Source organism: Anaerococcus martiniensis (genome assembly GCF_043187485.1).
GTDB lineage: Bacteria > Bacillota > Clostridia > Tissierellales > Peptoniphilaceae > Anaerococcus > Anaerococcus martiniensis.
In genome coordinates this window covers 1,014,097-1,038,880 of record NZ_CP171106.1, presented here as the reverse complement: position 1 = coordinate 1,038,880, position 24,784 = coordinate 1,014,097, and the positions used below count along the sequence as shown (strand labels likewise).

General features: G+C 33.4%; 24 protein-coding genes and 1 pseudogene. 1 reads left to right on the top strand and 24 read right to left on the bottom strand.

Annotation, left to right across the window (positions count from 1 at the left end; translation table 11 throughout):
* Positions 1-98: 98 nt before the first annotated feature.
* The 24 genes and pseudogenes from ACF3NF_RS05090 to ACF3NF_RS04975 form a co-directional block, all read right to left on the bottom strand.
* On the bottom strand, positions 99-1,037 hold the full coding sequence (locus ACF3NF_RS05090) for a DMT family transporter (RefSeq protein WP_394022463.1): 939 nt from the start codon (positions 1,035-1,037) through the stop codon (positions 99-101).
* A 54-nt stretch (positions 1,038-1,091) separates the two neighbouring features.
* Positions 1,092-1,823 (bottom strand): ABC transporter ATP-binding protein, encoded by a 732-nt coding sequence (locus ACF3NF_RS05085; protein WP_394022462.1) that lies wholly within the window; start codon positions 1,821-1,823, stop codon positions 1,092-1,094.
* Positions 1,816-2,775: a FecCD family ABC transporter permease gene (locus ACF3NF_RS05080; protein WP_394022461.1), complete on the bottom strand. Its 960-nt coding sequence runs from the start codon at positions 2,773-2,775 to the stop codon at positions 1,816-1,818. Before ACF3NF_RS05080 ends, ACF3NF_RS05085 begins: the two co-directional genes overlap by 8 nt.
* A complete protein-coding gene (locus tag ACF3NF_RS05075; RefSeq protein WP_394022460.1) occupies positions 2,768-3,997 on the bottom strand; it encodes an ABC transporter substrate-binding protein in 1,230 nt (409 codons plus the stop codon). Before ACF3NF_RS05075 ends, ACF3NF_RS05080 begins: the two co-directional genes overlap by 8 nt.
* Entirely contained in the window at positions 3,994-4,380 is a 387-nt protein-coding gene (gene larC2, locus ACF3NF_RS05070) for a nickel pincer cofactor biosynthesis protein LarC2 (RefSeq protein ID WP_394022459.1), read from the bottom strand. Before larC2 ends, ACF3NF_RS05075 begins: the two co-directional genes overlap by 4 nt.
* 41 nt (positions 4,381-4,421) lie before the next feature.
* Positions 4,422-5,261, bottom strand: coding sequence for a nickel pincer cofactor biosynthesis protein LarC (larC, locus tag ACF3NF_RS05065; RefSeq protein WP_394022458.1), 840 nt, complete (start codon positions 5,259-5,261; stop codon positions 4,422-4,424).
* The gene (larB, locus tag ACF3NF_RS05060) at positions 5,262-6,008 is read right to left on the bottom strand and encodes a nickel pincer cofactor biosynthesis protein LarB (RefSeq protein WP_394022457.1); all 747 of its coding nucleotides are present in this window, start codon (positions 6,006-6,008) and stop codon (positions 5,262-5,264) included.
* On the bottom strand, positions 5,998-6,873 hold the full coding sequence (gene larE, locus ACF3NF_RS05055) for an ATP-dependent sacrificial sulfur transferase LarE (RefSeq protein ID WP_394022456.1): 876 nt from the start codon (positions 6,871-6,873) through the stop codon (positions 5,998-6,000). The genes larB and larE overlap by 11 nt, the downstream gene beginning before the upstream one ends.
* Positions 6,874-7,172: 299 nt before the next feature.
* A complete protein-coding gene (locus ACF3NF_RS05050; protein ID WP_394022455.1) occupies positions 7,173-8,267 on the bottom strand; it encodes a putative NPN-dependent ornithine cyclodeaminase in 1,095 nt (364 codons plus the stop codon).
* Position 8,268: 1 nt separating this feature from the next.
* Complete coding sequence (locus tag ACF3NF_RS05045; protein WP_394022454.1) at positions 8,269-9,441, bottom strand: ornithine cyclodeaminase family domain; 1,173 nt, start codon at positions 9,439-9,441, stop codon at positions 8,269-8,271.
* A 2-nt stretch (positions 9,442-9,443) separates the two neighbouring features.
* Positions 9,444-11,960 (bottom strand): ATP-dependent Clp protease ATP-binding subunit, encoded by a 2,517-nt coding sequence (locus tag ACF3NF_RS05040; protein WP_394022453.1) that lies wholly within the window; start codon positions 11,958-11,960, stop codon positions 9,444-9,446.
* Positions 11,961-12,344: 384 nt separating this feature from the next.
* Complete coding sequence (locus ACF3NF_RS05035; RefSeq protein ID WP_394022452.1) at positions 12,345-12,530, bottom strand: hypothetical protein; 186 nt, start codon at positions 12,528-12,530, stop codon at positions 12,345-12,347.
* The gene (sufU, locus tag ACF3NF_RS05030) at positions 12,523-12,951 is read right to left on the bottom strand and encodes a Fe-S cluster assembly sulfur transfer protein SufU (protein WP_262121383.1); all 429 of its coding nucleotides are present in this window, start codon (positions 12,949-12,951) and stop codon (positions 12,523-12,525) included. The genes ACF3NF_RS05035 and sufU overlap by 8 nt, the downstream gene beginning before the upstream one ends.
* A 1-nt stretch (position 12,952) precedes the next feature.
* Positions 12,953-14,173, bottom strand: coding sequence for an aminotransferase class V-fold PLP-dependent enzyme (locus ACF3NF_RS05025; protein ID WP_394022451.1), 1,221 nt, complete (start codon positions 14,171-14,173; stop codon positions 12,953-12,955).
* Between the two features lies 1 nt (position 14,174).
* Complete coding sequence (locus ACF3NF_RS05020) at positions 14,175-15,215, bottom strand: SufD family Fe-S cluster assembly protein (protein WP_394022450.1); 1,041 nt, start codon at positions 15,213-15,215, stop codon at positions 14,175-14,177.
* Entirely contained in the window at positions 15,215-16,627 is a 1,413-nt protein-coding gene (gene sufB, locus ACF3NF_RS05015) for a Fe-S cluster assembly protein SufB (protein WP_394022449.1), read from the bottom strand. Before sufB ends, ACF3NF_RS05020 begins: the two co-directional genes overlap by 1 nt.
* Positions 16,628-16,630: 3 nt before the next feature.
* Positions 16,631-17,362 carry a Fe-S cluster assembly ATPase SufC gene (gene sufC, locus ACF3NF_RS05010; RefSeq protein ID WP_394022448.1) on the bottom strand — a complete coding sequence of 244 codons (732 nt, stop codon included), beginning with the start codon at positions 17,360-17,362 and terminating at the stop codon, positions 16,631-16,633.
* Between the two features lie 152 nt (positions 17,363-17,514).
* Positions 17,515-17,781 (bottom strand): HPr family phosphocarrier protein, encoded by a 267-nt coding sequence (locus tag ACF3NF_RS05005; RefSeq protein ID WP_262121370.1) that lies wholly within the window; start codon positions 17,779-17,781, stop codon positions 17,515-17,517.
* Between the two features lie 142 nt (positions 17,782-17,923).
* Positions 17,924-19,336: an aminoacyl-histidine dipeptidase gene (locus ACF3NF_RS05000; protein WP_394022447.1), complete on the bottom strand. Its 1,413-nt coding sequence runs from the start codon at positions 19,334-19,336 to the stop codon at positions 17,924-17,926.
* A gap of 17 nt (positions 19,337-19,353) precedes the next feature.
* The gene (gene hemZ / locus ACF3NF_RS04995) at positions 19,354-20,646 is read right to left on the bottom strand and encodes a coproporphyrinogen dehydrogenase HemZ (protein ID WP_394022446.1); all 1,293 of its coding nucleotides are present in this window, start codon (positions 20,644-20,646) and stop codon (positions 19,354-19,356) included.
* A gap of 64 nt (positions 20,647-20,710) precedes the next feature.
* Positions 20,711-22,164: pseudogene (locus ACF3NF_RS04990) on the bottom strand (AbgT family transporter).
* Between the two features lie 235 nt (positions 22,165-22,399).
* Complete coding sequence (locus ACF3NF_RS04985) at positions 22,400-23,032, bottom strand: CpXC domain-containing protein (protein ID WP_262121360.1); 633 nt, start codon at positions 23,030-23,032, stop codon at positions 22,400-22,402.
* 7 nt (positions 23,033-23,039) lie between these two features.
* Positions 23,040-23,459 (bottom strand): PPC domain-containing DNA-binding protein, encoded by a 420-nt coding sequence (locus ACF3NF_RS04980; RefSeq protein ID WP_394022445.1) that lies wholly within the window; start codon positions 23,457-23,459, stop codon positions 23,040-23,042.
* A gap of 42 nt (positions 23,460-23,501) precedes the next feature.
* Positions 23,502-24,041, bottom strand: a complete 540-nt coding sequence (locus ACF3NF_RS04975; RefSeq protein WP_394022444.1) for an ECF transporter S component — start codon at positions 24,039-24,041, stop codon at positions 23,502-23,504.
* A gap of 67 nt (positions 24,042-24,108) precedes the next feature.
* On the opposite strand from ACF3NF_RS04975, the gene ACF3NF_RS04970 reads away from it, so the two are divergent.
* Positions 24,109-24,771 carry a hypothetical protein gene (locus ACF3NF_RS04970; protein WP_394022443.1) on the top strand — a complete coding sequence of 221 codons (663 nt, stop codon included), beginning with the start codon at positions 24,109-24,111 and terminating at the stop codon, positions 24,769-24,771.
* Positions 24,772-24,784 lie beyond the last annotated feature (13 nt).

Here is a 24,784-nt window from a genome sequence, read left to right as displayed (position 1 = left end):
GTCTATATGATAGCATCTTTAACAATTATTGTCAATTAGTTTTAAAAAATAAAAAAACCTCAAAATCCAAAATGAATTTGAGGTTTTTTTTATTATTTTTAAGCAGCTGGGGTTTTATTTTTGTTTAGGAATGATAATTTGGTTTCTGAAATCATTATCGCTGCAAACATTAGGATAAATCCTGCAATTGACATTGGTGTTAGGCTTTCAATTCCTAGCAATACTGGGATTAGAATTCCAAATACTGATTCAAATCCTAGAATAATTGCTGCTGAGGATTCGTCTGTGTATTTTTGTCCAATGTTTTGTAGTAATAGTGCTACTGTTGTACAGAAGATAGCTAGGTATAAAAGTTCAAGAATTGGTCTTGAAGAATTAATTACCATATTTGAGTTATCTTCAAAGAATAATGTCACTATTGCAGATAGTACTGCTGCTCCTGTAAATTGGAAGATAGTCATTACAATTGGGTCTTTTCCTTTGGTAAATACTTTTACAGCTACTATATGCGCTGCAAATAGGATACCACTTAGTAAGGCAAGTCCATCACCTAAAAGCATTTCTTTGCTTGCATTAAAAATTGATGTACCCTTTTCTACACCTGATTTAGAAATTAGATAAATACCTACAATGGCAATGGCTGCTGCCCACATATTATATTTATCAGGTCTATGTTTTGTTGCTGCCCAAGATAAGAACGGTACTATTACACAATAGGATGCGGAAAGAAAGGCACTTCTTCCTGGATCTGCGTATGTAACACCTAATGTTTGTGATGAATAAGCGATAAATAAGAAAAATCCTACTATAAATCCAGCTTTGAGGTCATCTTTTGTTGCTTTTCTAACTTTTTTGTTAAATATAATTGCAAGTAATATTGCTGAAATAGCAAACCTAACCATAAGGATAAAGTTTGGATTAAAAGTATCTGTTGCTCCCTTTACTACTGTCAGTGAACTTCCCCAAAGAATGGCTGTAATAAGCAAGCCCAATTTGGCAAGTTTGTTATAGTCACGTTTTTTTGTTTTGTCTGTCATAATTCCTCCTACCTAGTTTATATCCAAAACATATGTTTTATAAACTAATTTTTTTTAAAATTGTTGATTATTATTCATATTAAATAAAAACAACAAGCTGTCATCTACTTTCTTTATGTTAGCATCTATGTTGTATACCTCATCAAACATTTCTTTTGTGAATATTCGGTATTTATCGCCTACTCCATAAATTTTATTATCATTTATCAAAATTATATTATCAGCGTATCTTTCGATTAATTCCATTTGGTGGAGGGTGATGAGGGTTGTAAGATTTAGTTTTTGGGTTAGATTTTTTATTATAGCTAGTATTTCGTATTGGTTATGCAAATCAAGGGCACTTACTGGTTCATCTAACAATAAAATATCTGGTTTGCTAATCAGGGCTTGGGCAATGAGGACTTTTTGGACTTCACCCCCACTCATTTTTGAAATTTTCTTATTTTCAAATTTTCTAAGATTTAGTAGGTCCATTATTTCATAGGTATCCATTATGTCTTGATCGCTTAGTTTAAAATTAAGACTTTTTACTTTACCCAAAATTATAGTTTCAAAAACGGTAAAGTTCACTTTTGTATTTACATTTTGATTTAGATATGAGATTTTGCCATCTGTTTTTATGTCTCCATGGTAATTTATCAAGCCGCTAATTGCATTTAAAATTGAGGACTTTCCAGCACCATTTCGTCCCATAAGAACGTGGACTTTGCCTGGACCTGCAAAAAAACTAATATCATCTATTACATTCTTTTCATAATTTATTGTAAGGTTTTTTATATCAATCATTCTTGACTCCAAAAAGCATTACAAATATTAGTGGAAGTCCTATAAGCGATGAGATAATGCCAATTGGCACAACAACTCCAGGTTTTATCATTTTAGTAACCATAGATGAAATTACTAAAAAAATTCCACCGATTATTGCAGATAAAATCAGATAGTATCTTTGGTCTTCTCCCACCATTCTTCTTGCAAAATGTGGGGCCAAAATCCCGATAAAACCGATAATTCCAACATAGGATACAGAAACTGCGGCAAGAATCGAAACTAAAATAAAAGTTTTTATCTTTAGCAATTTTGTATCAACGCCCATAGCCCTTGCTCTGTCCTCACCAAAACGCATGGCTGTAAGCTTCCAGGCATCTTTTAGGGCAAAGAATACTATAATTAGAAAAACACTTAAAATTATAAAAATTTCTTTGCTAGTAGTTTTTGTAACATTGCCAAATAGCCAAAAAACAATGGATGCTAGGGCTTCATCGGTTGCTAAATATTGCAAAAGCGAGGTCAGTGAGTCAAAAAAGAATTTGACAGCAATTCCTGCCAAGATCATATCTTCGGTATTCATGGATTTCTTTTTTGATATGTAAAAAACAAAAAACATGGATATTAATGAAAATATGATAGATCCAAAGGCAACATAGGAAAGTGACAAGCCTAAAATCAAAAATAGGCTTGCACCAAATCCTGCCGCTGATGAGATTCCTAGAGTAAAGGGATCTGCCAGAGGATTGTTTAAAATTGTTTGCATAATTGCCCCACCAAGTCCCAAAGACAAACCAACTATTCCTGCTGTTACTACTTCAGGCAAGCGGATATCAAATAAAATTGTTCTTTGAATCTCACTTAGATTTGACAAATCGCTAAGGGCAATATTGCTATCACCGATAAATAAATCAATTATACCAGCGATTATTAATAAAATTGTAGAAATAATTATTTTTTTATTTCTATTCATATTTATATGACCAAGTTCCTTCTAAGCCAATTGGCATAAATTTTTGGTAAAACTCTTCAAAATCCTTTTCTGGATCTAAATCCTTATACTCTTCTGGATGTAGGGTTTTTGCTATGAATTCATATGAATAAAAGTCACTCATATCACGTACTAGCTGTTGGCTAATTACATAAATTTCTTTATTTTTCATAGCTTCTAAGTCTGACCATCCTAGGCGAGAATTATAAAGATCAATTTTTTCTTTTACTTGATCTGCACTTGTGTCATAGCCCATTTTCATAGAATGTGGTTTTTCTATCCATTGTGATCCTGTTAGTATAATTTTTTCTGGATCTTCAGATAAAACAAATTCACTTGACAATGGAATTGCTTCATCAGCTCCTAGGGCATCTGATCCGATATTGTGGCCACCACAATCTTCTACGATTTTGCCCCACATTTTGTTAGATCCATAAGAGTTTCCGTACTCTTTTTCACCCTCGTAACCATGTTCTACATAAACTTTTGGTTTTTGATCTTCATCATATTTTTTCTCTAAGATTGGACTTACTTTTGAAGTGTAAAAATCAATAAGTTCATCCAAATTTTTATCAAGTCCAGTTACTTGGGCAATCAATTTTGTTGAAGCAATGTGCTTATCAAACTCTTGTGAATGATAGTCCACATAAAATACTGGGATGTTGATTTTTTCTTGGATTGCTTCAATTTGGCTTTTAAATCCGATTGGTGCAATTATCCCATCAGCATCTGTATTTAGGATAGCTTCATAAGAAAAATCGTTATCCATGAAGTTTGCAATAAGTGGCACATCTTTAATTTCTGGCATTACTTTTTCTAAACGAGTATAGAAATCGTTTCTATCAAGTTTTACACTATCATCCATGGCTGCGATTTTTGATAGGAAATTATCCTTATCCAAATACATCATTGTCATAAATGGACCACCTGATGATGAGCCTTGGATAATTACTTTTTCAAGTGGCTTGTCTAAGGTAATTTCATTGCCATCTAGGTCTCTTACAAGTATTTTGCCAGCTGTTTTTTCTTCACTATTTAAGTCTTCTTTTTTATTTTCAGAAAGCTCAGTTTTTTCTTTCTCACTTGTATTTTCTTCTACTTTTGTTTCTGTGGATGTATTTTCATCAGTTTTTGCTTCTTGATTGTTTGTACATCCAGCTAAAATTAGTATTAAAGATAGTAATAATGCTTTGAAATACTTCATTTTTCTTCCTTCTTAACATATATTTTTTTTAACAAATCAAAGGCAGTTTTTATGCCGATATCATTTTTAATTGCAAGGTCCTTAGCTGATTCAAATTCCGGATACACGTAGTTTTCACCCTTGTGACTTACAATTTTAAAGTTATACTCACCGCCCTCATAAGTGAGTGATTCTTTTTTGCGATTTAGGATGTCCCTTTCAATTGGAATTTTTCTTATGCCAATGCTTGTGGTATGTTTGAAAATTAAATCTTCAATGGCTTTTTCATTTTCCAAATCGCAAATAATTGAAAGCTTATAGGCTGGGCGATTTTTTTTCATAAATATTGGTGTATAAAAGACATCTAGGGCGTATTTCATACATTCATCTACTATAAAACCCAAAATCTCGCCTGTACTATCGTCTATATTAGTTTCCAGTATTTCTAGTGTTTTTTTTTACTGCTTTCAATTTCCATTACTCGCAAGATATTTGTGTATTTTGCAAAGTCTTTGTTGCCAGCTCCAAGTCCTACATTTTTTACTTTAAAACTATTAATTTTTTCGCCTTTGTCATAATATCTTACAATAGCAGCACCAGTTGGAGTTACGTGTTCGCCTTCTTCATCCAAAAGTTTTAGATTTATATCAGAACCTGCAAGGATATTTATTACAGCTGGCACTGGTATTGGCATTTGCCCGTGAGATGAATATTGGTAGCCATAACCCTCGCTAAGGTCTGAAAAATAAATATTTTCCACTCCCAAATCATCGATTAGGACAGCTGTGCCTATAATATCAATTATTGAATCAACCGCTCCTACTTCATGGAAGTGAACTGCTGATTTTTCAATCCCATGAGCTTTTGCTTCTGCATCAGCAATGATTTCAAAGATACCAAGGGCATCTTTTTTCGCTCTTTGAGAAATATCTGCTTTGTTGATTAAGTCTGTAATTTCTTTTAAATGTCTATGGCCATGGTGGTCATCAGAATGGGAATGTGTGTAAGTATTGCCATTTTCATCCACGTGTTCATGAGTGTGGTCATGGTTATGATCGTGATCATGATCATGATGGTGGTCGTGGTCATGGTTTGATAAAATAACATCAAAGTTATTTGCATCTATATTGTTTTTAATTTTTCTATCAAAAACCAATTCATAGCCATCTATGCCCATTGATTCGATAGCCTTAACTAGCTTTTCCTTACTAGCTCCAAGATCTAGAAGAGCTGCAATTGTCATATCCCCAGCAATTCCAGAGTTCATTTCAAAATATAAATCCATTTACTTCTCCTCAATCAATTTATTAATCTGACAAGCATTGTAGGCCGCACTATATCCATTGTCTATATTTACAACATTGACACCCTCAGCACAGGTATTTAGCATGGTAAGTAGGGCTGAAAGACCCTTAAAATTTGCTCCATAGCCGATAGATGTTGGCACAGCAATAATTGGTTTATTTACCAAACCGCCAATAACTGTTGGAAGAGCACCTTCCATGCCTGCAATTGCAATAATTACATTGGCCTTTGAAATTTCATCAATTTTTGAAGTTAGTCTGTGAAGACCTGAAACTCCAACATCATAAAATTTACTAACATTTGCACCAAAAAATTCTGCAGTTATCCTAGCTTCTTCAGCCACCTTTAAGTCTGCAGTACCACCTGTACAAATGGCAATATTTCCTATTTTGGGACTCTGTTCATAAACAAGAGAAATAATCCTTCCAGTTGGATCATATTTTGCTTCTGGTACAAGTTCAAGGACTCTTTCATATTGGCTAGGAGTAGCTCTTGTGCCAATTACTGATTCCTTACGCTCGCTAAAGGATTTATAAATTTCTGCAAGGGCAAAGTCTTCCTTGCCCTCACAAAAAATTGTCTCACCAAATCCGCGGCGTTCTTTTCTTTGGAAATCTAATTTTGCAAAGTCTAAGTCCTTGTAGTTGAAATCTTTTAGGTAATCTAGACCTTCATTTATAGATATTTCATTGTTTTTTATTTTTTCTAAAAATTCTTTATTGTTCATTAGCTAACCATGGATTTACTTCTGTTTTTAAATTGTCATCTACAACTTCATCCATAGAACCAGATCTGTAGCCTTCTAAGTCGATATTTACGTATTTAAATCCTAAGTCTTTGAATTTTTTTACAATCTCTTCAGCGTGTTCAAAAACTTGGCCTAGTTTTTCTTTTTCTACTTCAATTCTAGTGTTATCTCCGTAAATTCTAACTCTATTTACCGCAAAACCTAAGCTTTCTAAGTAGTTTTCAGCTTCTTCAATCATTGGGAATTTATCTATATCAATTCTTGTATTATATGGGAATCTTGTTGCCATACATGGTTTTGAAGGTTTTTTGTGAGTTTCTACACCTAGTTCTTTTGAATAAGCGCGTACTTCTGCCTTGCTTAGTCCAGCTTCATAAAGCGGAGATCTTGCGCCCAAGTCTTTTAGTGCTTTGATACCTGGTCTAAATACTTGGTAGTCATCTAGGTTTGTACCATCAACTACAAATCCATAACCAAGTTCATCTTTTAAGTTAAAGCAGTTTTCAAAAAGTCCACCTTTACAGTGGTAGCATCTGTAGTTTACGTTGTTAAGTAGTTTTTCATTGTCCATGATACTTACATTTGCAACGTGAAGTTCTACATCCATTTCTTTTGCAAGTCTTATACATTCATCTAGCTCATCTTTAGGCGAAAACTCTGTTACGAAAGTCATTGCAACAACGTCATCACGATTTTCTCTTAATTCTGAAGCTAGTTTTAAGATAAGTGTACTATCTACACCACCAGAAAATGCTAAAACAAATTTTTCTTTTAGCAATTCTTTTATGATGCTATTTAACTTTTCCTTTTTTTCTGCATTAATACTTGTTACTGTTTTTTCCATAAAAAATCCTTTCTATAAGTAAAGCCACACTTTAAAATAATTTTGTAGCTATATTGACATTTTACAATATTATTTTATCATAGTGCTAGACTTTTGTATAATCCTTAGTTCTTTACTTATAATTATACATATGTATACAAAGATTTTTTATTATTCTCTATTTTTTATCCAAAAAAGGCTGATCCTACAAAAAAGTGTAAAAATCAGCCTAATTTATTAGAATCAATTTATAAAATACTCATAAAGTATGAATATTTTATTTATTCTATTTTCTGCGAGCTTTTGCTCTTAAATTATTTTTAGTTATTTAAAGCTCTATCTACGTTTCTGATGAAGTCTTGTGTATTTGTTACCATTGAAACTGCTGTTACAGTACCCCTGTCAGAAAGTTTGTTTACAGCGAATTCTTGGATATCTACTGTGTACATGTAAACTGGTCTTACTTCGCCATCAAATTCATTGTATGATGGAGTCATATTACCTGTTGCAATTGTGAATAAGATTGCTGAAAGCATGATGATTGTAGAAGTTTTTCTTGAGTGAGCTCTCATAGCATCTTGGGCTTCATAAACATTGTTGATTGTTTCTGGAAGACCAAATCTATCACGGATTGTACTAGCAATTACAAAGTCTACGTCATTTTCAACACATGCTTTGATGAAACCATCTTTTACTTGTCCAGATTCTACTAATGCTTTTGTTGAACCGTATTTACGAGCTAAGTTGATAGTTTCGTATAGGTTTCTTGTAGAGTTTTGTTCTTTTTCAAAGTGTTCTTGTCCCCAAGATGTACCATATATTCCACGTTCAAGATCAAATGCTGCTGTTTCAGTACCACAGAAGATTGCGTTGATATATCCATTTTCAACTAGTCTTTGTAAAGCAAGTCTAGCGTCTCTATCTAGGGAAATTGCAGAACCAACTACTATTGTTACATAGCCGTTGTTTTCTTTTTCGTGTTTAAGTACTTCGTATAGGTTATCATAGTCCATTGAGAAAGCTGTTTCTCTTGAACGGCCTGAACGGAAAGCAAATGTATCTTTTTCATCTCCCGCTTGTAAGAATCCTTGAGTCCATACATAGATACCTTCTGAAGCATCTTCTGTACGTCCGATTGCTACTTTATCGCCTACTTTTAGGTTTCTAAATTCAACTATGTCTACGCTTTCTTCACCTGGTGTATCATTTACTACACAAACAGTATCCATTCTTGATTCTGTAGCAAGTACCCATTTGTCATTAACTTTGAAGTATTCTGGGAATACTGATAATGCGTGGTAGTTACGTGGGCTGATACCTTCTTCTTTTACTTCTTCAAGTTTAACATTTGGTGCATTTTTTAAGAAATCTTGATCGAAATCAGGATGATGATATTTTGGCATTTCAAATTTCATCTTATAATTCCTCCTTGCTTTGTTCTTTGTTGCCTGTTATTTGTACGTGTTCAGTTTCTGGAATTTCCATATCTTCAGAAAGTACTCCTTGAGCTGGAGAAACTAGCGCTTTTTCACAGTTAACTACAAAGTCTTGTACGTTTGTTACCATTGGTACAAATCCCATGTATTCTCTTGCTGCACCTACTTTGTGTACTACGTTTTCTGTAACGTCGATTGAGTACATATAAACTGGAGAAACTGTTCCATCTGTTCTTTTTTTGTAGCTTGATGCTAGGTTTGCAACTGATAAGCTGTGAAGCATTGTTGCTATACAAATAACCATTGTTGCTTTATCAAGTTCTTCTTTTGTTGCATTTAGTGCATCATCTGTATCTCCGTGTACTTCTGGAAGTGGACCGTCATCTCTGATTGATCCTGAAAGTACAAATGGAACATCCATATCAGAAAGTGTTTTGATGATACCATCTTTTACATTACCACCAGCAATAAATTCTTTGATAGAACCAGCATCTCTTACTTCGTTTAATAAGTCTAAGTGGTTGTAGTGACCCATTGGTTGGTTAACTTGTGTGTAAATATTTTGACCTAATGCTGTTTGTAAGAATCCACCTTCTAGGTCGTGAGTACACATAGCGTTACCTGCTAGTAATGAGTTAATGTAACCATTTTCTGCTAGTTTGTTTAATGCATTTCTTGTATCATAGTCGAATACTACACTTGGTCCTAGAACCCAAACTATGTATCCATCTTCGCTATCACGTTCATGTTCCATTAATTCAAATAATTTGTCATAGTCACTTGAAAATGATGTTTCTACTGATTTTCCAGGTCTTGAGTAAACTTCTTCTGGGAATCCTTCTGCGTTTACATAAATTCCGCTTTCAGCATCATCATCGCATCTTAAAACTACTTCATCACCTGATTTTAGGTCTCTGATTTCTTTGATAACTATGTCATCACCCTCAGCAACTGCTACACAGTTAAGTGATGTGTGTTCTGGTAGGATCCATTCGCCATCTTTTTTGTAGTAAGTTGGCATGTAAGTTGTTAGATAAAAGTTATCTGGTGCTACACCATCTTTTTCAACTTTACCTAGTTTTACATCTTGTGCGTTTTGAAACTTTTCATCTGAAAAGTTTGGACAAACATATTCTGGTACTTGAAAAGCCATTTTTACCTCCAATTTTTTTCTTGTGCTGTCAGATTTAGTTTTTCATCTTCAAATGCTAATGTTATTTGCAATGGATTATCTGACTTGGTTTCTAATATTTTTTTAGAAATTTCTAGATAGACTTCTTGCTCGATAAATTTCTTGATTTCTCTGATGTCCATATCATATTCAATTGCAAATGCTGATAGTTTTTTTATAAACTGATCATCATAGCTAAGGCTGATACGATTATCTTCCAAATCATTTTCTAATTTGATTAAATTAATTTTTATTAGTTTATCGATTGAGTCTTTTTCTAGCTCATTTAGATAAAAAACATAATCCACTACATTAGTTATACCCGAGATATCATTTTCTAAATTATTATTAATATTTTCCGAAGTGGTTAAGAAAATCATTGTATTTTTCAAATCTATATTGCGGCCCTTGTTGTCTTTTAGCTTGCCTGCACTTAGAATTTGTGAGACCAGACTTTGGATTTCAACATTTGCCTTTTCAATATTGTTAAATACAACTACGCTATATGGTTTTGTCCTTATAGCCTCAGTTAGGATGCCCCCTACTTCATAGCCAACATATCCTGGAGGAGCTCCAATAAGTTTTGTAACGGCTGATTTTTCTGTAAATTCACCCATATCAAATCTTAAAAGACTGGTTTCCCCATCAAAAAGATATTTTGAAGTTAGCTCTGCTATATAACTTTTGCCAGCGCCCTTGCCGCCTATTAAAAAACTACCGATTGGTTTGCTTCTTTCAAACAAACCACCCTCAGAAATTAGGTAGGTATCTATGATTTTATCAATCATTTTGTCATTGCCTACAAATTCTTCTTTCATATTTGCCCTGATTTGATCAAGGTTTTCGATTTTATTTAGTTGTAGTTTTACCTTTGGCATGCCTGATAATTTAGAGATAATCTCTTTTACTTCAGAACTTGTCACACTAGTTGAAAGTGGATAGTAGGCTTCTTGATCATTTAATTTATCAAGTTTTGCTTCTACCAATTTTTTAGACTTGATTTTTTCGTCTAATTCGCTAATGTTGTGTTCATTTTGAGCTATTTCTATGTCAGCTAAAATGTCATCAAGTTCTTTTTCGTAAAGTAAAATTTGCTCTTGTCTTTCTTTTTCAAGCTCGTATAACTTGGTTTTTTCTTCCAAAGAGTTTTTTAAATTTTCTATCTCTGTTTCCTTTTCGACAATCCTATCACGTGATATATTGTCCGTTTCATCCTTTAAGGCTATTTTTTCCATTTCAGCTTGGATTAGCGCGCGGTTTAAGTTGTCTATTTCAACAGGTTTTTGATCTTTGGTCATTCGCGTTAATGCCGCAGCCTCATCGATGACATCTATGGCAACATCTGGTAGTTTTCTGTAGGATAAAAATCTTTTTGAAAGCTTAACAGCTTCTACTAAGGCAGTATCCGAAATTTGTACCATATGATGTTTTTCATATTTGCCTTTCACACCTCTCAGGATAGCGATTGATGTTTCAACACTTGGTTCATTTACCATTATTTTTTGGAATCTACGATCAAGGGCTCCATCTTGTTCGATATACTTTTTGTATTCTTCGATAGTTGTTGCACCTATTGTTAAGATTTCACCACGGGCAAGCATTGGTTTTAGGATATTTGCAGTATCCATAGTTCCTGATGTATTTCCTGCACCAATAATATTGTGGATTTCATCGATAAATAAAATAATCTTGCCTTCAGAATCCCTTACAATTTCAAGGATTTTCTTTAATCTATCCTCAAAATCTCCCCTGTATTTTGTTCCTGCTACCAGAGATGTCATATCTAGTGAAAAAACCATCCTATTTTTTAGATTGTCTGGCACATCGCCTTGGACAATCCTTTGGACTATCCCTTCAACAATAGCAGTTTTACCAACACCCGCCTCACCAATTAAAATCGGATTATTTTTTATCCTGCGAGATAAAACACGGATGGCGCTTCGAGTTTCCTCATCCCTGCCAATAACAGGGTCAAGTTTTCCCTCAATGGCTTCTTTGGTTAGGTTTCGACCATATTTCTCAAGATTTGCAATGGTTTCTTTGGCTATACCATTTAAAAATTGCTCATTAAACTTTCTTGAAACAAATTGCATAAATCCATCATAATCAAGCTTATGCTGACCCAAAATTTTGGAACTTGTAGTTTCAGTCTCCTTTAATAAGGCAAGAAAAATATGTTCTAGTCTAATTTTTTCTTCAAAGAGATTTCTTGTAAGTTCTTCAGCAACCAACAAAACTTTTTGATAAGACCTGCTGACATAAAGATTTGTCACACCCTTTGCACTTCTAAGTTTTGTCAGAGCATTTTCCACGTCATCCTTAAGTTGTTGGAAATTAACCGCTGATTCTTTTAAAAACTCTGAAATCTGATTATCGGGATTTTGTAAAATTGCATATAGTAAGTGCAAGTCAGACACTTCCGAATTGCTATATCTAATTGCAATTTTATTTGCATGATTAATAACATCTACCGATGCTTGTGAGTATTTTTTGATATCCATTAAGTTAATTACCTCCAGATGCCATGAAAAATATTTGGCTTAAATTTTAAGAATTTTATCGTCTTTTATAAATTCTTACCCATTTGTTAAATATTTCCCAGGTATTGAATCATAATAATTTGCAAAAACCAAAATTAATATCTATTTTTTTAATTTCACAAAAATATTCAAAAAATAAAAAGCCTTAGTTAAATAATTTTTAGCTAGATTTAAATATTTTTAAATATTATAAGAAATAATAAAAAATAGTCCTATTATTACCACTCCTCCTAAAAATTCTTTTGGCCTTTGCCTAAGCATAGTATAACATAAAATAAAACGATTTCCAATATTTTTTATTAAATTAGGCAAAGAAAAAAGCCTGAAGCTATGTTTTTTCAGACTTTAATTCTTTGGACTTATTTTTTTGTATTTTGTATAAGCATTTGCCCCCATAAGTATGGTTACTATTAAGATTAGCCACCAATATGGGCGGTTTTTTTGATATTGTAAAAATGTTAGTGCCGCAAGTAGCAAGCTTGTAATTGCACTTGTCAAAAATTCCATTTGCTCTAAGCTATTTTTATTCATCTTTAATAACTTGGTCTAAGGTTTTCCAAGAAAGTAGGGCGCATTTTACCCTTTGTGGCATATTTTGAATGTTAATAAAAGCAACTGCATCGCCTAGGCTATCTAGTTCTTCATCGCTTACTTCTTCTCTTTTAATCATTCTTATATAAATATCTGCCATTTTTTTGGCTTCTTCCTTGGATTTGCCTCTTATCGAATCGCACATTACGCTTGTTGCTGCCTGGCTTATAGCACATCCATCACCTGTAAAGGCTGCATCTACAATCTTATCCCCATCTGTTTTTAGTTCTAGGACTATCTCATCCCCACAAGAAGGGTTATGGCCAGGTTCTTTTATATCAGCATCTTTTAATTCGTGTTTGTTGGCTTGGTTTCTAGAATGATCTAGGATAATTTGTGAGTAAATTTCTTCCATATTCATATTATAAACCCATTACCTTTCTAACATTTAGTAACTCTTTGGCAAATATCTCTGCCTCTTTCTTGGTATTATAAAAGGCAAAGCTTGCACGAGTTGTAGCGCTTACTTCTAAATACTTGTGAAGTGGCATAGCACAGTGGTGGCCACTTCTTACTGCAACTCCTTTACTATCAAGGATAGATGCAATGTCGTGTGGGTGGATATCTTCAAATGTAAATGATAAAACAGCTCCTGTTTTTGCATTCTCTGGGTAGAAAATTTTGATATTTGGTATATCTTTTATCAAATCATAGGCATAGCGGGTTAAGTCGTGTTCGTATTGATAAATATTATCTATGCCAATTTCTTCAATATAGTCAATAGCTGCTGATAGTCCCAAAACTCCACCAACATCTTGAGTTCCTGCCTCAAATTTGTATGGAAGTTCTGCAAAAGTTACCTCTTGTTCGTAAACATATTCTATCATATCCCCACCTGTTAGGAAAGGATCCATGTTTTCAAGCAATTCTTTTTTGCCGTATAGGACACCAATTCCCATTGGTGCTAGCATTTTGTGGCCAGAAAACACCATAAAATCACAATCTAAATCAGTCACATCCGTTTTTAAATGAGGGATAAGTTGGGCAGCATCAACTACTGCTATGGCTCCTACTTCATGAGCCCAGCCAGTAATTTTTTTGACATCGATAATCTCACTTGTCACATTTGATGCACCTGTAAATGAAACAATTTTTGTGTTTTTATTGATTTTTGATTTTAAATCATCATAATCTAGGGAATAATCATCCTTTAGATATGCATAAACTAGCTTTGCACCAGTATGTTTTGCCACCATTTGCCAAGGCACTAGGTTTGCGTGGTGTTCTAGGATTGTAATTAAAATCTCATCACCAGCACTTAAATTGTTCATAGCATAGGAATAAGCAATTAGATTAAGTGCTTCTGTAGCACTTCTAGTAAAAATCACTTCTTCACGATTTTTTGCTCCAATATATGAAGCGATTCTATCACGCGCACCCTCATAAGCTTCTGTTGCTACATAGCTTAAATAGTGGGCTCCCCTATGTGGGTTGGCATTTTGATATTTATAATAATTGTCAACAGCTTCTATAACTTGATTTGGCTTTTGACTTGTTGCACCTGTATCAAGGTAGATGACTTCCTTACCTACTTTTTGGCTATCTAGGTAAGGAAAATCAGCTCTAATTTTTTCTATATCCATTTTAATTCCTTGTGTTCATTTGATGAACTCTTTCTTTTAGTTCATCTCTTAAAGATTCATCTTCAATTTTATCAAGGGCTTTTGAGAATGTTGCTTCTAGCATCATTGATTCAGCTTGTTTTTTGTCAAATCCACGGCTCATGATGTAAAATAACATTTCTTTATTTAGTCTACCAACACTTGCAGCGTGGTTACCTGCTACTTCCTTTTCTGCACAAAGAAGGATTGGAGCAGTTTTATTTTTTACATTATCAGAAAACATCATTGAGTAATCCCCAATTTTACCATCCGCTTCAAAGCAACCGTGTTTTAGATCAACTACACCCTTCCAATTTTTGTGGGCACTATCCTTTAGGGCACCATTAAACATAGCATCAGAATCAGTTTCATTGCCGTAATGATCATTGTTTGCAAGTATGTCTAGGAATTGGTCTTTTTCTTTAAAGTAAATTCCATCTTCTATGACACGAGCTCTATCGCCTGCTAGGATATTGTTTATATTTACAATTGAGTAATCAGCCCCAATTTCAATATAGGAAATATCTAAAAGCGCATCTTCTCCTACAATTGTAGTTACTGATTGTAAATTAGTTGAGTTTTCTCCAAAATTTGTAACTACAACTAATTTTACCTTTGCATTATCAGCTACATTTACCCTTATTTGAGAATTTAAATATAAATTTTCTCCCTCACCTAGGGCTGAAATTAAAAATGAAGACTCTGAATTTTCGCGGGCATTAATATCAATGCCTGCTACCAAAATATTATTTTCATCATCTACTTTTAGCTCGATAGATTCAAAATCTTTTTTGCCCTCTACATCACGGTAGATGCTAAAGTTTCTAAATTCTTGGTTTTCTTTTTTTGTTTCATCGGAAAGGCCGTATTCATAAGCCTTAAAAGCATCTTCTAAGTCTTTAATTGCTTCGCCTTCGTTATTTTTAAAGTACTCTTGTTTTTCTTTTAGGCCAAGATTTGCATCTACATAATTTAGCCCTTGGGAATTCCAAGTGTACATTCTCATTTCATTTAGTCTACTCATTAACCATTTGCTCCTTCTAGTTCCATATCTATTAGGTGGTTCATTTCAACTGCATATTCTAGTGGTAGCTCGCGGCTAACTGGTTCTGCAAATCCACGAACAATCATTGATTTTGCTTCATCTTCTGGAATACCACGGCTCATTAGATAAAATATTTGTGATTGGTTTAGTGAACCAATTTTAGCTTCGTGACCACAGTCTACATCATCATTTCTAATGTCTAATACTGGAATTGTATCTGATTGAGCATTTTCGCCTAGCATTAGGTTTTCACAGTCTACTGTAGAACGACTGCCTTTGGCATTTTTCTTCATTTGAACTAGGGATCTAGTCATTGATTTACCAGTTCCTGCTGTAATTGATTTTGTAAGGGCTGTTGAATATGTGTTTGGAGCAAGGTGAATCATTGAGCAACCATTGTCAATATATTGACCATCAGCTGCAAAGGTAATTCCTGTGTATTCTGCACTTGCACCTTCACCAGCTAAAACTGATGTTGGGTAAAGCATAGAAACTTTTGATCCAAATGATCCTGATACCCAAATCACTTTTCCACCTTCATCAACGATAGCACGTTTGGTATTTAGGTTATACATATTTCTTGACCAGTTTTCTATGGTTGAAAATCTTACTTCAGCATTTTTACCAACAAAAATTTCTACAGATCCTGCGTGTAAGTTTACTACGTTGTATCTAGGTGCTGAGCATCCTTCGATAAAGTGTACTTTTGCATTGTCTTCTGCAATTATCATTGTGTGTTCAAATTGTCCAGCTCCTGGTGCATTTAATCTATAATATGATTGTAGAGGAATATCTACTTTTACTCCCTCTGGCACATAGATTAATGATCCACCAGACCAAACTGCACCGTGTAGGGCTGCGTATTTGTGAAGTGTTGGTGGGATTGCTCTTTGGAAGTATTCTTTTACAAGGTCTTCGTGTTCCTTTAGAGCTGTTGCAAAGTCCATAAAGATAACACCTTGGTCTTCCAAGTGTTTTTGGATTGAGAAATATACTTCCTCAGAGTCGTATTGGGCACCAACACCAGCTAAGGATTCTTGTTCAGCCTGTGGAATACCTAATCTATCAAAGGTTGCTTTGATTTCTTCAGGCAGGGCTTCCCAATTTGATTTTTTATCTGTTTTTGGTTTTACATAAGCTGTAATGTCATCTACATTTAACTCTGATAAATCCGGTCCCCAAGTTGGATTTTCTAGTTGATTAAAGATTTCTAATGATTTTAATCTTCTAATTCTCATCCAATCTGGCTCGCCTTTTTCACGAGAGATTTCGTTTACTATATCAGCATTAATTCCTTTTTCGGTTATCTTATCGTAGGTAAATTCGTCTATAAAGTCGTAAAAACCTCGATCCAATTCTTTTAATTTTTCTTCTATATTATTACTTGGCATATTTTACACCCATTCGTATCCGCGTTTTTCGATTTCATCCATTAGGCTTGCATCACCCTCGTGAGCGATTTTGCCATCTTTAATTACATGAACATAATCAGCTTCGATATTTTCTAATAACTCTCTGTGGTGAGTGATGATAATTACTGCATTATCTTCTGTGAGATAATCTTTTATACCCTTACTTACTATTCTTACAGCATCGACATCTAGTCCTGAATCAGTTTCATCTAGCATAGCTAGTTTTGGATTTAGCATTTTTAGTTGTAAAATTTCAGATTTTTTACGTTCACCACCTGAAAAACCAACATTTACATATCTACTAGCATAATCTTCAGAAAGATTTAAGTTTTCCATTTCTGTTGCTAATTGCTTGCTAAATTTAAGCATTTGTGGTTTTTCACCTGTAATTTGTTCTTCAGAAATTCTTAGGAAATCATTTAATTTTACTCCTGGAATTTCATCAGGGTGTTGGAAGGACATAAATATTCCGCGGCGAGCACGTTTATCTACAGATTCTTCTGTGATGTCATCACCTTCAAAATAAATTTTACCTTCTGTTACTTCATAAACAGGATTTGCCATGATTGTATTCATAAGTGTTGACTTACCAGAACCATTTGATCCCATTACAACATGAACTTCACCCTTGTTTACTGTTAAATCTATACCTTTTAAAATCTCAGTATCTTCAACTGATACGTGTAGATTTTCTATTTTTAATAACTCAGACATATATACCTCTTCTTTTAAAATTAGTAATAAATTTTCAATTAAAATATACTACTTTACTAGGAATTATCAATTATTATAATTCTTTACATATTGTACCATTTTTGACCAATAAAAAAAACGAGCCTAGGCTCGTGGATTTATTTATATAAAAATTATTGGTTGTTTATTTTGTTTTCAACAACATCAACAAGATTTTTTATAGCTTCTTCTTCCTTATCTCCGTCTGCTCTTAAAGTTAATTCATCCCCATTAGAAGCACTCATGCTAAGAACTGACATTATTGACTTTGCATTGTAGCTTCTACCGTTTTTTTCAACTGTTATGTCGCAAGGATATTTTACTGCAGCACGGATAAAAATCGATGCAGGTCTTGCATGCAAGCCAATTTCATTAGTTAGTATGACTTTTTGCTCGTACATAGTACCTCCTTTTTGTAAATTCTCTTCCTGTTATCATATTACAATATTAGAAATAAAAATGCAAACATTTTCCAGAATTATTTTAAATTTAAGTAAACTTAGCTAAAATAAAAAATCCACCCACTTAGGGGCGGATTTCTTATTAGACCCTTTTTAGTAATTCTACTAGGAATTTGTAATTTTTTTCTATTGATTCTATGTTTACTCGTTCGCTTGGAGAGTGAGCTCCTTCTATAGTTGGACCAAATGAAAGCATTTCTACATCTGGCATTACACCCTTGAATAGTCCACATTCTAGACCGCCGTGAGTGGTTTCAACTGTCATTTCTGATCCAGTTTGTTCTTTCCAAATGTCATTTGCAATATCAATTAGTTTAGTTTCTTCTCTTTGCCAGCCTGTATAAGCACTTGTAACTTCACAATCAGCTTCAAATTGTTGGGCAATTTTTTTAACAATTGCTGCCCTATTGAATTTAGCAGAGTCAATTTGAGATCTAATCATGCAAACGATTCTTACTTCATTTTCGTCTTCTTCAAGTATACCTAGGTTTGATGAAGTTATGATTTCGCCTTGGTGTTTTTTAACCAAACCATCTGGTAGGGTATAAAGAGTGTTTATAATATTTTCTGAAAGATCTTTTGTTAAAACTTCTCCATCAAAACTTACATCTTCAAGAGTTATTTGGCCTTTTGGATCTGTATCTTTTGATTCATTTAAGATATCAGCAATTCTTGATTCGATTTCTTTTTTAGCATCTTCTATATTAGCTACTGCAAATACTACTTCTGCAGTTGATGCGATGGCATTTCTTTTTACCCCGCCATTGATAGATGCGATTTGTACTCCCTCAATGTCTGCTAAAAGTCTACCAATTGTTTTGATTGCATTTAGGCGTCCTCTGTCTATTTCCATACCAGAGTGGCCACCTTCAAATCCTCTTAGATCAAGTTTTAGGAAATCTTCATCAGCTGCTTCTTTTTCTTTTTTGAAGCTGATTTCTAAATCACATCCACCTGCACAACCTATTGTAAGGATTCCATCTTCTTCAGTATCAATATTTATTAAGTATTTTGCATTAATATCAGATGCATCAAGGGCATTTGCTCCTACCATTGAAGTTTCTTCACCAGTTGTAATTATAGCTTCAAGTGGGCCGTGAGCTACTTCTTCATCATCAAAGATTGCTAAAATATAAGCAACTCCCATACCATCATCAGCACCTAATGTTGTACCATCAGCTCTTACCCATTGACCATCGACAATTAATTTTATAGGGTCTTTGCTAAAGTCATGGTCAGAATCATTTTCTTTTACACAAACCATATCCATGTGACCTTGAAGGGCAATAGTTGGCTTATCTTCGCATCCAGCACTTGCATCTTTTTTGAAAATAACATTTAAAGCTTCATCTTGGCGAACTTCTAAATTTCTTTCTTTTGCAAAATTTACCAAATAATCAGAAACAGCCTTTTCATCCCCAGAACCTCTTGGAATTTCACTTAATTGTCCAAAAAATTTCCAAACTAGTTCAGGTTTTAAATCTTTAATTTCCATAATAAAATCCTCCTTTTTTAATTATTATACTCATTAATTAATTTATTTTTAGCATTTATATTTTTATCTATATTATTATAATAGTCACGAATATTACGGTCGTTTCTGTATTTTTTGCCATTCATAAGTTTGCTATTTGCATTCATACCAAGTCCAATTACATTTTCTATTTCTTCGTTAATAATTATGTTGTACCTTTGGGCTTTGTCTCCCTTTTGATAGCCTATATTTTCTAGATTACTGATTATATTTTTTTGGCGATAGAGATAATAGGCTTTATAAGAATTTTTTTGAGTAAATTCTTTTATAGCTTGACTTATAGTTAGAGCATCTCCTATAGACCCCTTTTTATTTTCTTCCCTATACTTGCTGCCAGATTTACTAGCTAAAGCGTGAAATGTAATATTATCAGGCTGAAGTTTTTTTAGAATTTCAAAATTTTTTGCAAAAACTTCTGCATTTTCACCAACAAGTCCAACTATAAAGTCCATATTAATTATAAATCCTAATTCACCAGCTTTTTCATAGATTATTAGAAAATGGTCCATATCCTGATTTCTACCAACTGATTCTATAACTTTTTGATTAAAGGTCTGAGGATTTAGGGAAATCCTGTCCACTCCCTTTGCCTTTAAAATTTCTAATTTTTCCTTATCCAAAGTATCTTCACGCCCTGCTTCAAAGGTAAATTCTTGGTAGGAAAATTTATAATTTATTGTATCCAATAATTTTTCCAAATCCTTGTGGCTGACATATGAAGGAGTCCCTCCACCTATATATATTGTGTCTAAGTTTTTTGGCAGATTTATATTATTAATTTCTTTTATTAAATAGGAAATATACTCGCTCTTGTCATGGTGGGGTCCAATTATTGTAGGATAAGAACAATAATCGCACCTAGTCGGGCAAAATGGAATATTGATGTATAAATTAAAATTATTTTTATCAAAATCTAATTTTTCTTGCTCGTTCTTAATATCCACTAGCAAATTAATTTTCTCATCTGAAACAAGATATTTTTCTTTTATTTGACTCGGACTTTGTTTTTGTAAAAGCTTTGATGGTTTTGATCCAGTCAGCATCCCCCATGGTGACGTATAATCATTTATTTCTACTAATAGCTTATACAATGTAGCTTTTAATTCATAATTATCCTTATAAGGGTAGGTTTGGCCTTGAAAAATAATCTCATCATCTAAAATTTTTATTTCTCCATTATGGTCAAAGATAATATTTCTATCATCATAAAAAATATTTAAAATATCATATACAATTTTTCTTTTATTCTCATCACTTAGGTAAATTTTCATGGAATAATTATACTTTTTTGGTCAAGCAAAAACAGGCCTTCAAAATTGAAAACCTGTTTGATTATTAAACGTAAAGCCCAGCGCCTGGTCCTAGTGGTAATCCTAATAGCATCCAAACTATTAGCCAAACTGTCCAAAATATTAAAAACGAAATTGAATATGGCAGCATAGTTGAAATTAGTGTTCCAAGTCCACTGTCTTTATCATATTTTTGCATAAATACTACTATCATTGCAAAATAGCTCATAAGTGGGCTGATGATATTTGTTGATGAATCAGAAATCCTGTATGCCATTTGTGTTAGTTCTGGTGAAAGTCCCATTTCAAAGAACATTGGTACAAAAATCGGCGCCATAATTGCCCATTTTGCTGAGGCTGATCCCATAAATAAGTTTAAAAATGATGTTAATAAAATAAATATTATAATTAGAGGGATACCTGTAAGTCCAATACTATTTAAAAAGTTTGCCCCGTTTACTGATAAAATTGTACCTAAATTTGAATAAGCAAATAGTGCCACAAATTGAGAAGCAAAAAATTCTAGTACTAGGTAACCACCCATGGACTCCATGGATTTTGACATTGCTTTTACTAAATCATTTGAATTTTTAATTGTTCCCACGCTTTTACCATAGACAAATCCTGGGATTAGGAAAAGTAAAAATAAGGCTGGAATAAGACCATTGGCCAAAAAATTGTTGATATTTACATCACCATATTTGTCTGGCTCTTTTAAAATTGCATTTTCAGGAAACATCAAAAATCCAAGGATAATTAAATAAATTAATAAGGCAATAAGTGCATTTCTTAATCCCTTTTTTTCTACTTCTGTTACATCAGATTTTACTTCGTGTTGGCTAGCTAATTTGTATTGGCCTAACTTTGGTATAACTACAAGTTCTGTCACCAAAGTTCCTATACAAGTTAGAAAAATGGTTGAGGAAATTAAGAAAAACCAGTTTCCTGTAACATCAACTGTTGATCAATGCTTGCTGCTCTTAAGGCTTCATTTGTAAGTCCTGATAATAAGGCATCTGTTGGTCCGAAAAGTAAGTTAGCAGAAAATCCTCCAGATACTCCAGCAAAGGCTGCAGCAAGCCCTGCAAGTGGGTGTTTGCCAGCTGTTAAGAAAATCAAAGCACCAAGTGGAATTACAACTACATAACCTGCATCAGATGCTATATTTGAAATGATTCCAACAAAAACTACTGTTGCAGTTAGGACAAGTGATGGGACATTTGATAAAAGTTTTTTAAGACCTGCATCAAAAAATCCTGCATATTCTGCCACTCCTACACCAAGCATTGCCACTAAAACTGTACCCAGTGGTGCAAATCCAGTGAAATTTGTAACAGCTGTGCTAAAAATGTGTCTGATTCCTTCCGCATTTAAAAGAGGAACTGCTGAAATTTCAACTACTTTTCCCTCTCTTGCATCAAAAAAGTCTACAGAAACCCCATTCATATAACAAATTTGTGCTATAACTGCTAGAATTGCTATCATTATTACAAAAATCATAGCAGGGTGGGGCAGGGCATTTCCTACTCTTTCAACCCAGGCTAAAAATCCTGATTCTTTAGCCTGAGATTTTTTATTTTTATCTGTCATAATACCTCCAAATAAATGAATTTATATAAAAATATATTTATACTTTATAGTTTTACTAGTTTGGAGTCAAGCAATACTGATTATCAATACACTTTTCAAATTTTAGACACAAAAAAACTAGCCTAAAAGGCTAGCAATTTTTTTCCTATTTTAAAAACTCATAGGCCCAGTTTTTATCAATCTTTTCTGCCTTATCAGCATCAAATAATCCGTCATATTGGCTGACGATTTTATCATAAACTTCCCTTACAAAACCAAGAGTATACTCCTGACCATCAGTAGTTTTGATTAAAAAAGTATTTGCATCTACTAGTCTAAATGATAAGACATCATCGTGGTTGAATAATAATTCATCACTTTCTAGTAAGATATATTTTAATATTTCTACTGCCTTATCAGACAGGTAGTTTTCAAAAATAACAATTTTTTCTCTAACTTCTTCTATATCACTTGTCATCCTTGTTAGATATTTTTCTTGCTCTTCTTTATGAAATCTATCTAGCAAAGATAAACTTGATTTAAAAGCAAGTCTTGCTTTTTTATCCACAAATTGTGGGTCATTTACAAGCATAAATTTTACTTCATCATCTGTGTAAGCAAATCTGTAATTTAAAATAAATTCGTGATTGCAATTTGGGCAATGTTGGATGGCAAATTGGTTTTGAAGTATCAATTCTCTATCATCAGTTGCAGAAAAAACTGCAGTGTTCATTTCATTTTCAAAAGATTGGCCGCAAGCTGGGCAAGTAATTCCAAATATTTTTTCTCTAGTTTGCATAATCCACCTAAAATTCTATAATATTGATTCCAAGATCTGTGTCAGCTTGTTTTTCTAGTTTACCATCTATTAAGTCTATAAAAATTTCTGCTGTAAAAGAGCAAGTAGCTTCTCCCAAATGTCCGCCAATTACCTTTGAGCCTTCTCCTGCACAGGTAATGTGGGTGTGTACAATTGGTTTTTGATCAAATATTGTTATATTACCAATAAGGGAAGTAATTTCTAAATCTTCATTGTAAGTATCCCATTGATAATCATCATCTCCTGGGTGCAATATTCCAATTTTTAATTCATTTACTGCCCCTATGCCTTGAAAATGGGCACCTGTAATATTTTCTTCATTTGCTAGTTTTTCAAGGGATTCTATAATCTTATCACCTTTTTTTAATCTAAGTACTATTTTTTTATCAAATCTCTTATAATCCATAAAGTCACCTCTTAGAAAAATAGATACCCAATAATAGGCTAACTATTCAAATTTGACCGCTTTTAAAAGAGGAATGGCAAGGATGGTTGCAAAAATTATAGAAATAACGCCGTTTGTAAGGGAAACTCCAGCTTTTTGGACAATCTCAACCATTGTCGCTTCTCTTGTCAGACCTAGAATAAAATAATTTTCTATATAGGTTTTGGATAAGTAAAGCAAAATGTAGGCTAATTGGCCGCAAGCAGCTGCAATTGCTATTCTTAGCTTGCTATTTTCCCCAGACTTTTTGTGGAAAATATATCCAGCGATAGCTGCCATTATAAATTTGTTGATAAAAGTAGATGGTGCAGATGTAAAATAAACTGGATCAAAAAGATCAAAAAGTGCTGCACCAAGACCCCCAGCAAGGCCCCCATAAAGTGGTCCTAAGATAATTCCTGATAGCAAGCAAAATACATTTCCTAAATGAAAACGAGTATTGCCCAAGGGAGTTACTAAAGGAATCTGTAAATAATTTGACAAAAATGCCAGGGCTGTGAAAAGCCCAACATATGTAAGTTTTTTAGTTGTTAAATTTTTCATATAGCCTCCTTAATCTCTTAATAGTATATCACATCCATAAACAGTAAAATATAAGGGAGGTGATATTATGAGTAAAAATTTAGGTCCAATACATTTTATGATGTATGACAAAATCAAATTTCAAGATAAAATAACAAGCTACTTATTAGATGGGGATACAAGTGAAGTTGATAAAATAAATGAGCCAGTTTCCACTGAACCCCTAGAAAATTTAATTGATCAGGAAAATATACATGGTTGGCTTGATTCAAAAATAGATGTTGTGGAAAAAAGGTTAAACTACGCCCTTAGCCATAGTACAAATACAAAAGAAAAATTGTATGAATTTGGAAAAATAAATGCTGAAGGCAAAGATTTTTCTGATTTTAATGGTGTGTTTACTGATTTAAATATGCTACTACTAGATGGTATGCCTTGTGACAATGGGCTTTCTGCTCAAATAGATGATGCAGGCAGTCTGTATTTGATTACAAACCAAAATCTTCATAGCAAATATGAAAATCAAGACATAAATCCAGAAGATGCAAGGGACAATGTTTGCGAAGGTGGTCACGACCATGACCACCACGAAAGTTTTGAAATCTCTAACAAAGAAGATATTAATCTAAAAAGTGAAAATTCATCCTACCATGATTATAGATATGAATTTTTAAGGGGATATTTTTCAGACAGTCCCTATGATGTAGAAATGGTAAATGGGATAAACTATCGTATATTCCCAAAAAACTAATCCCACTTATAGC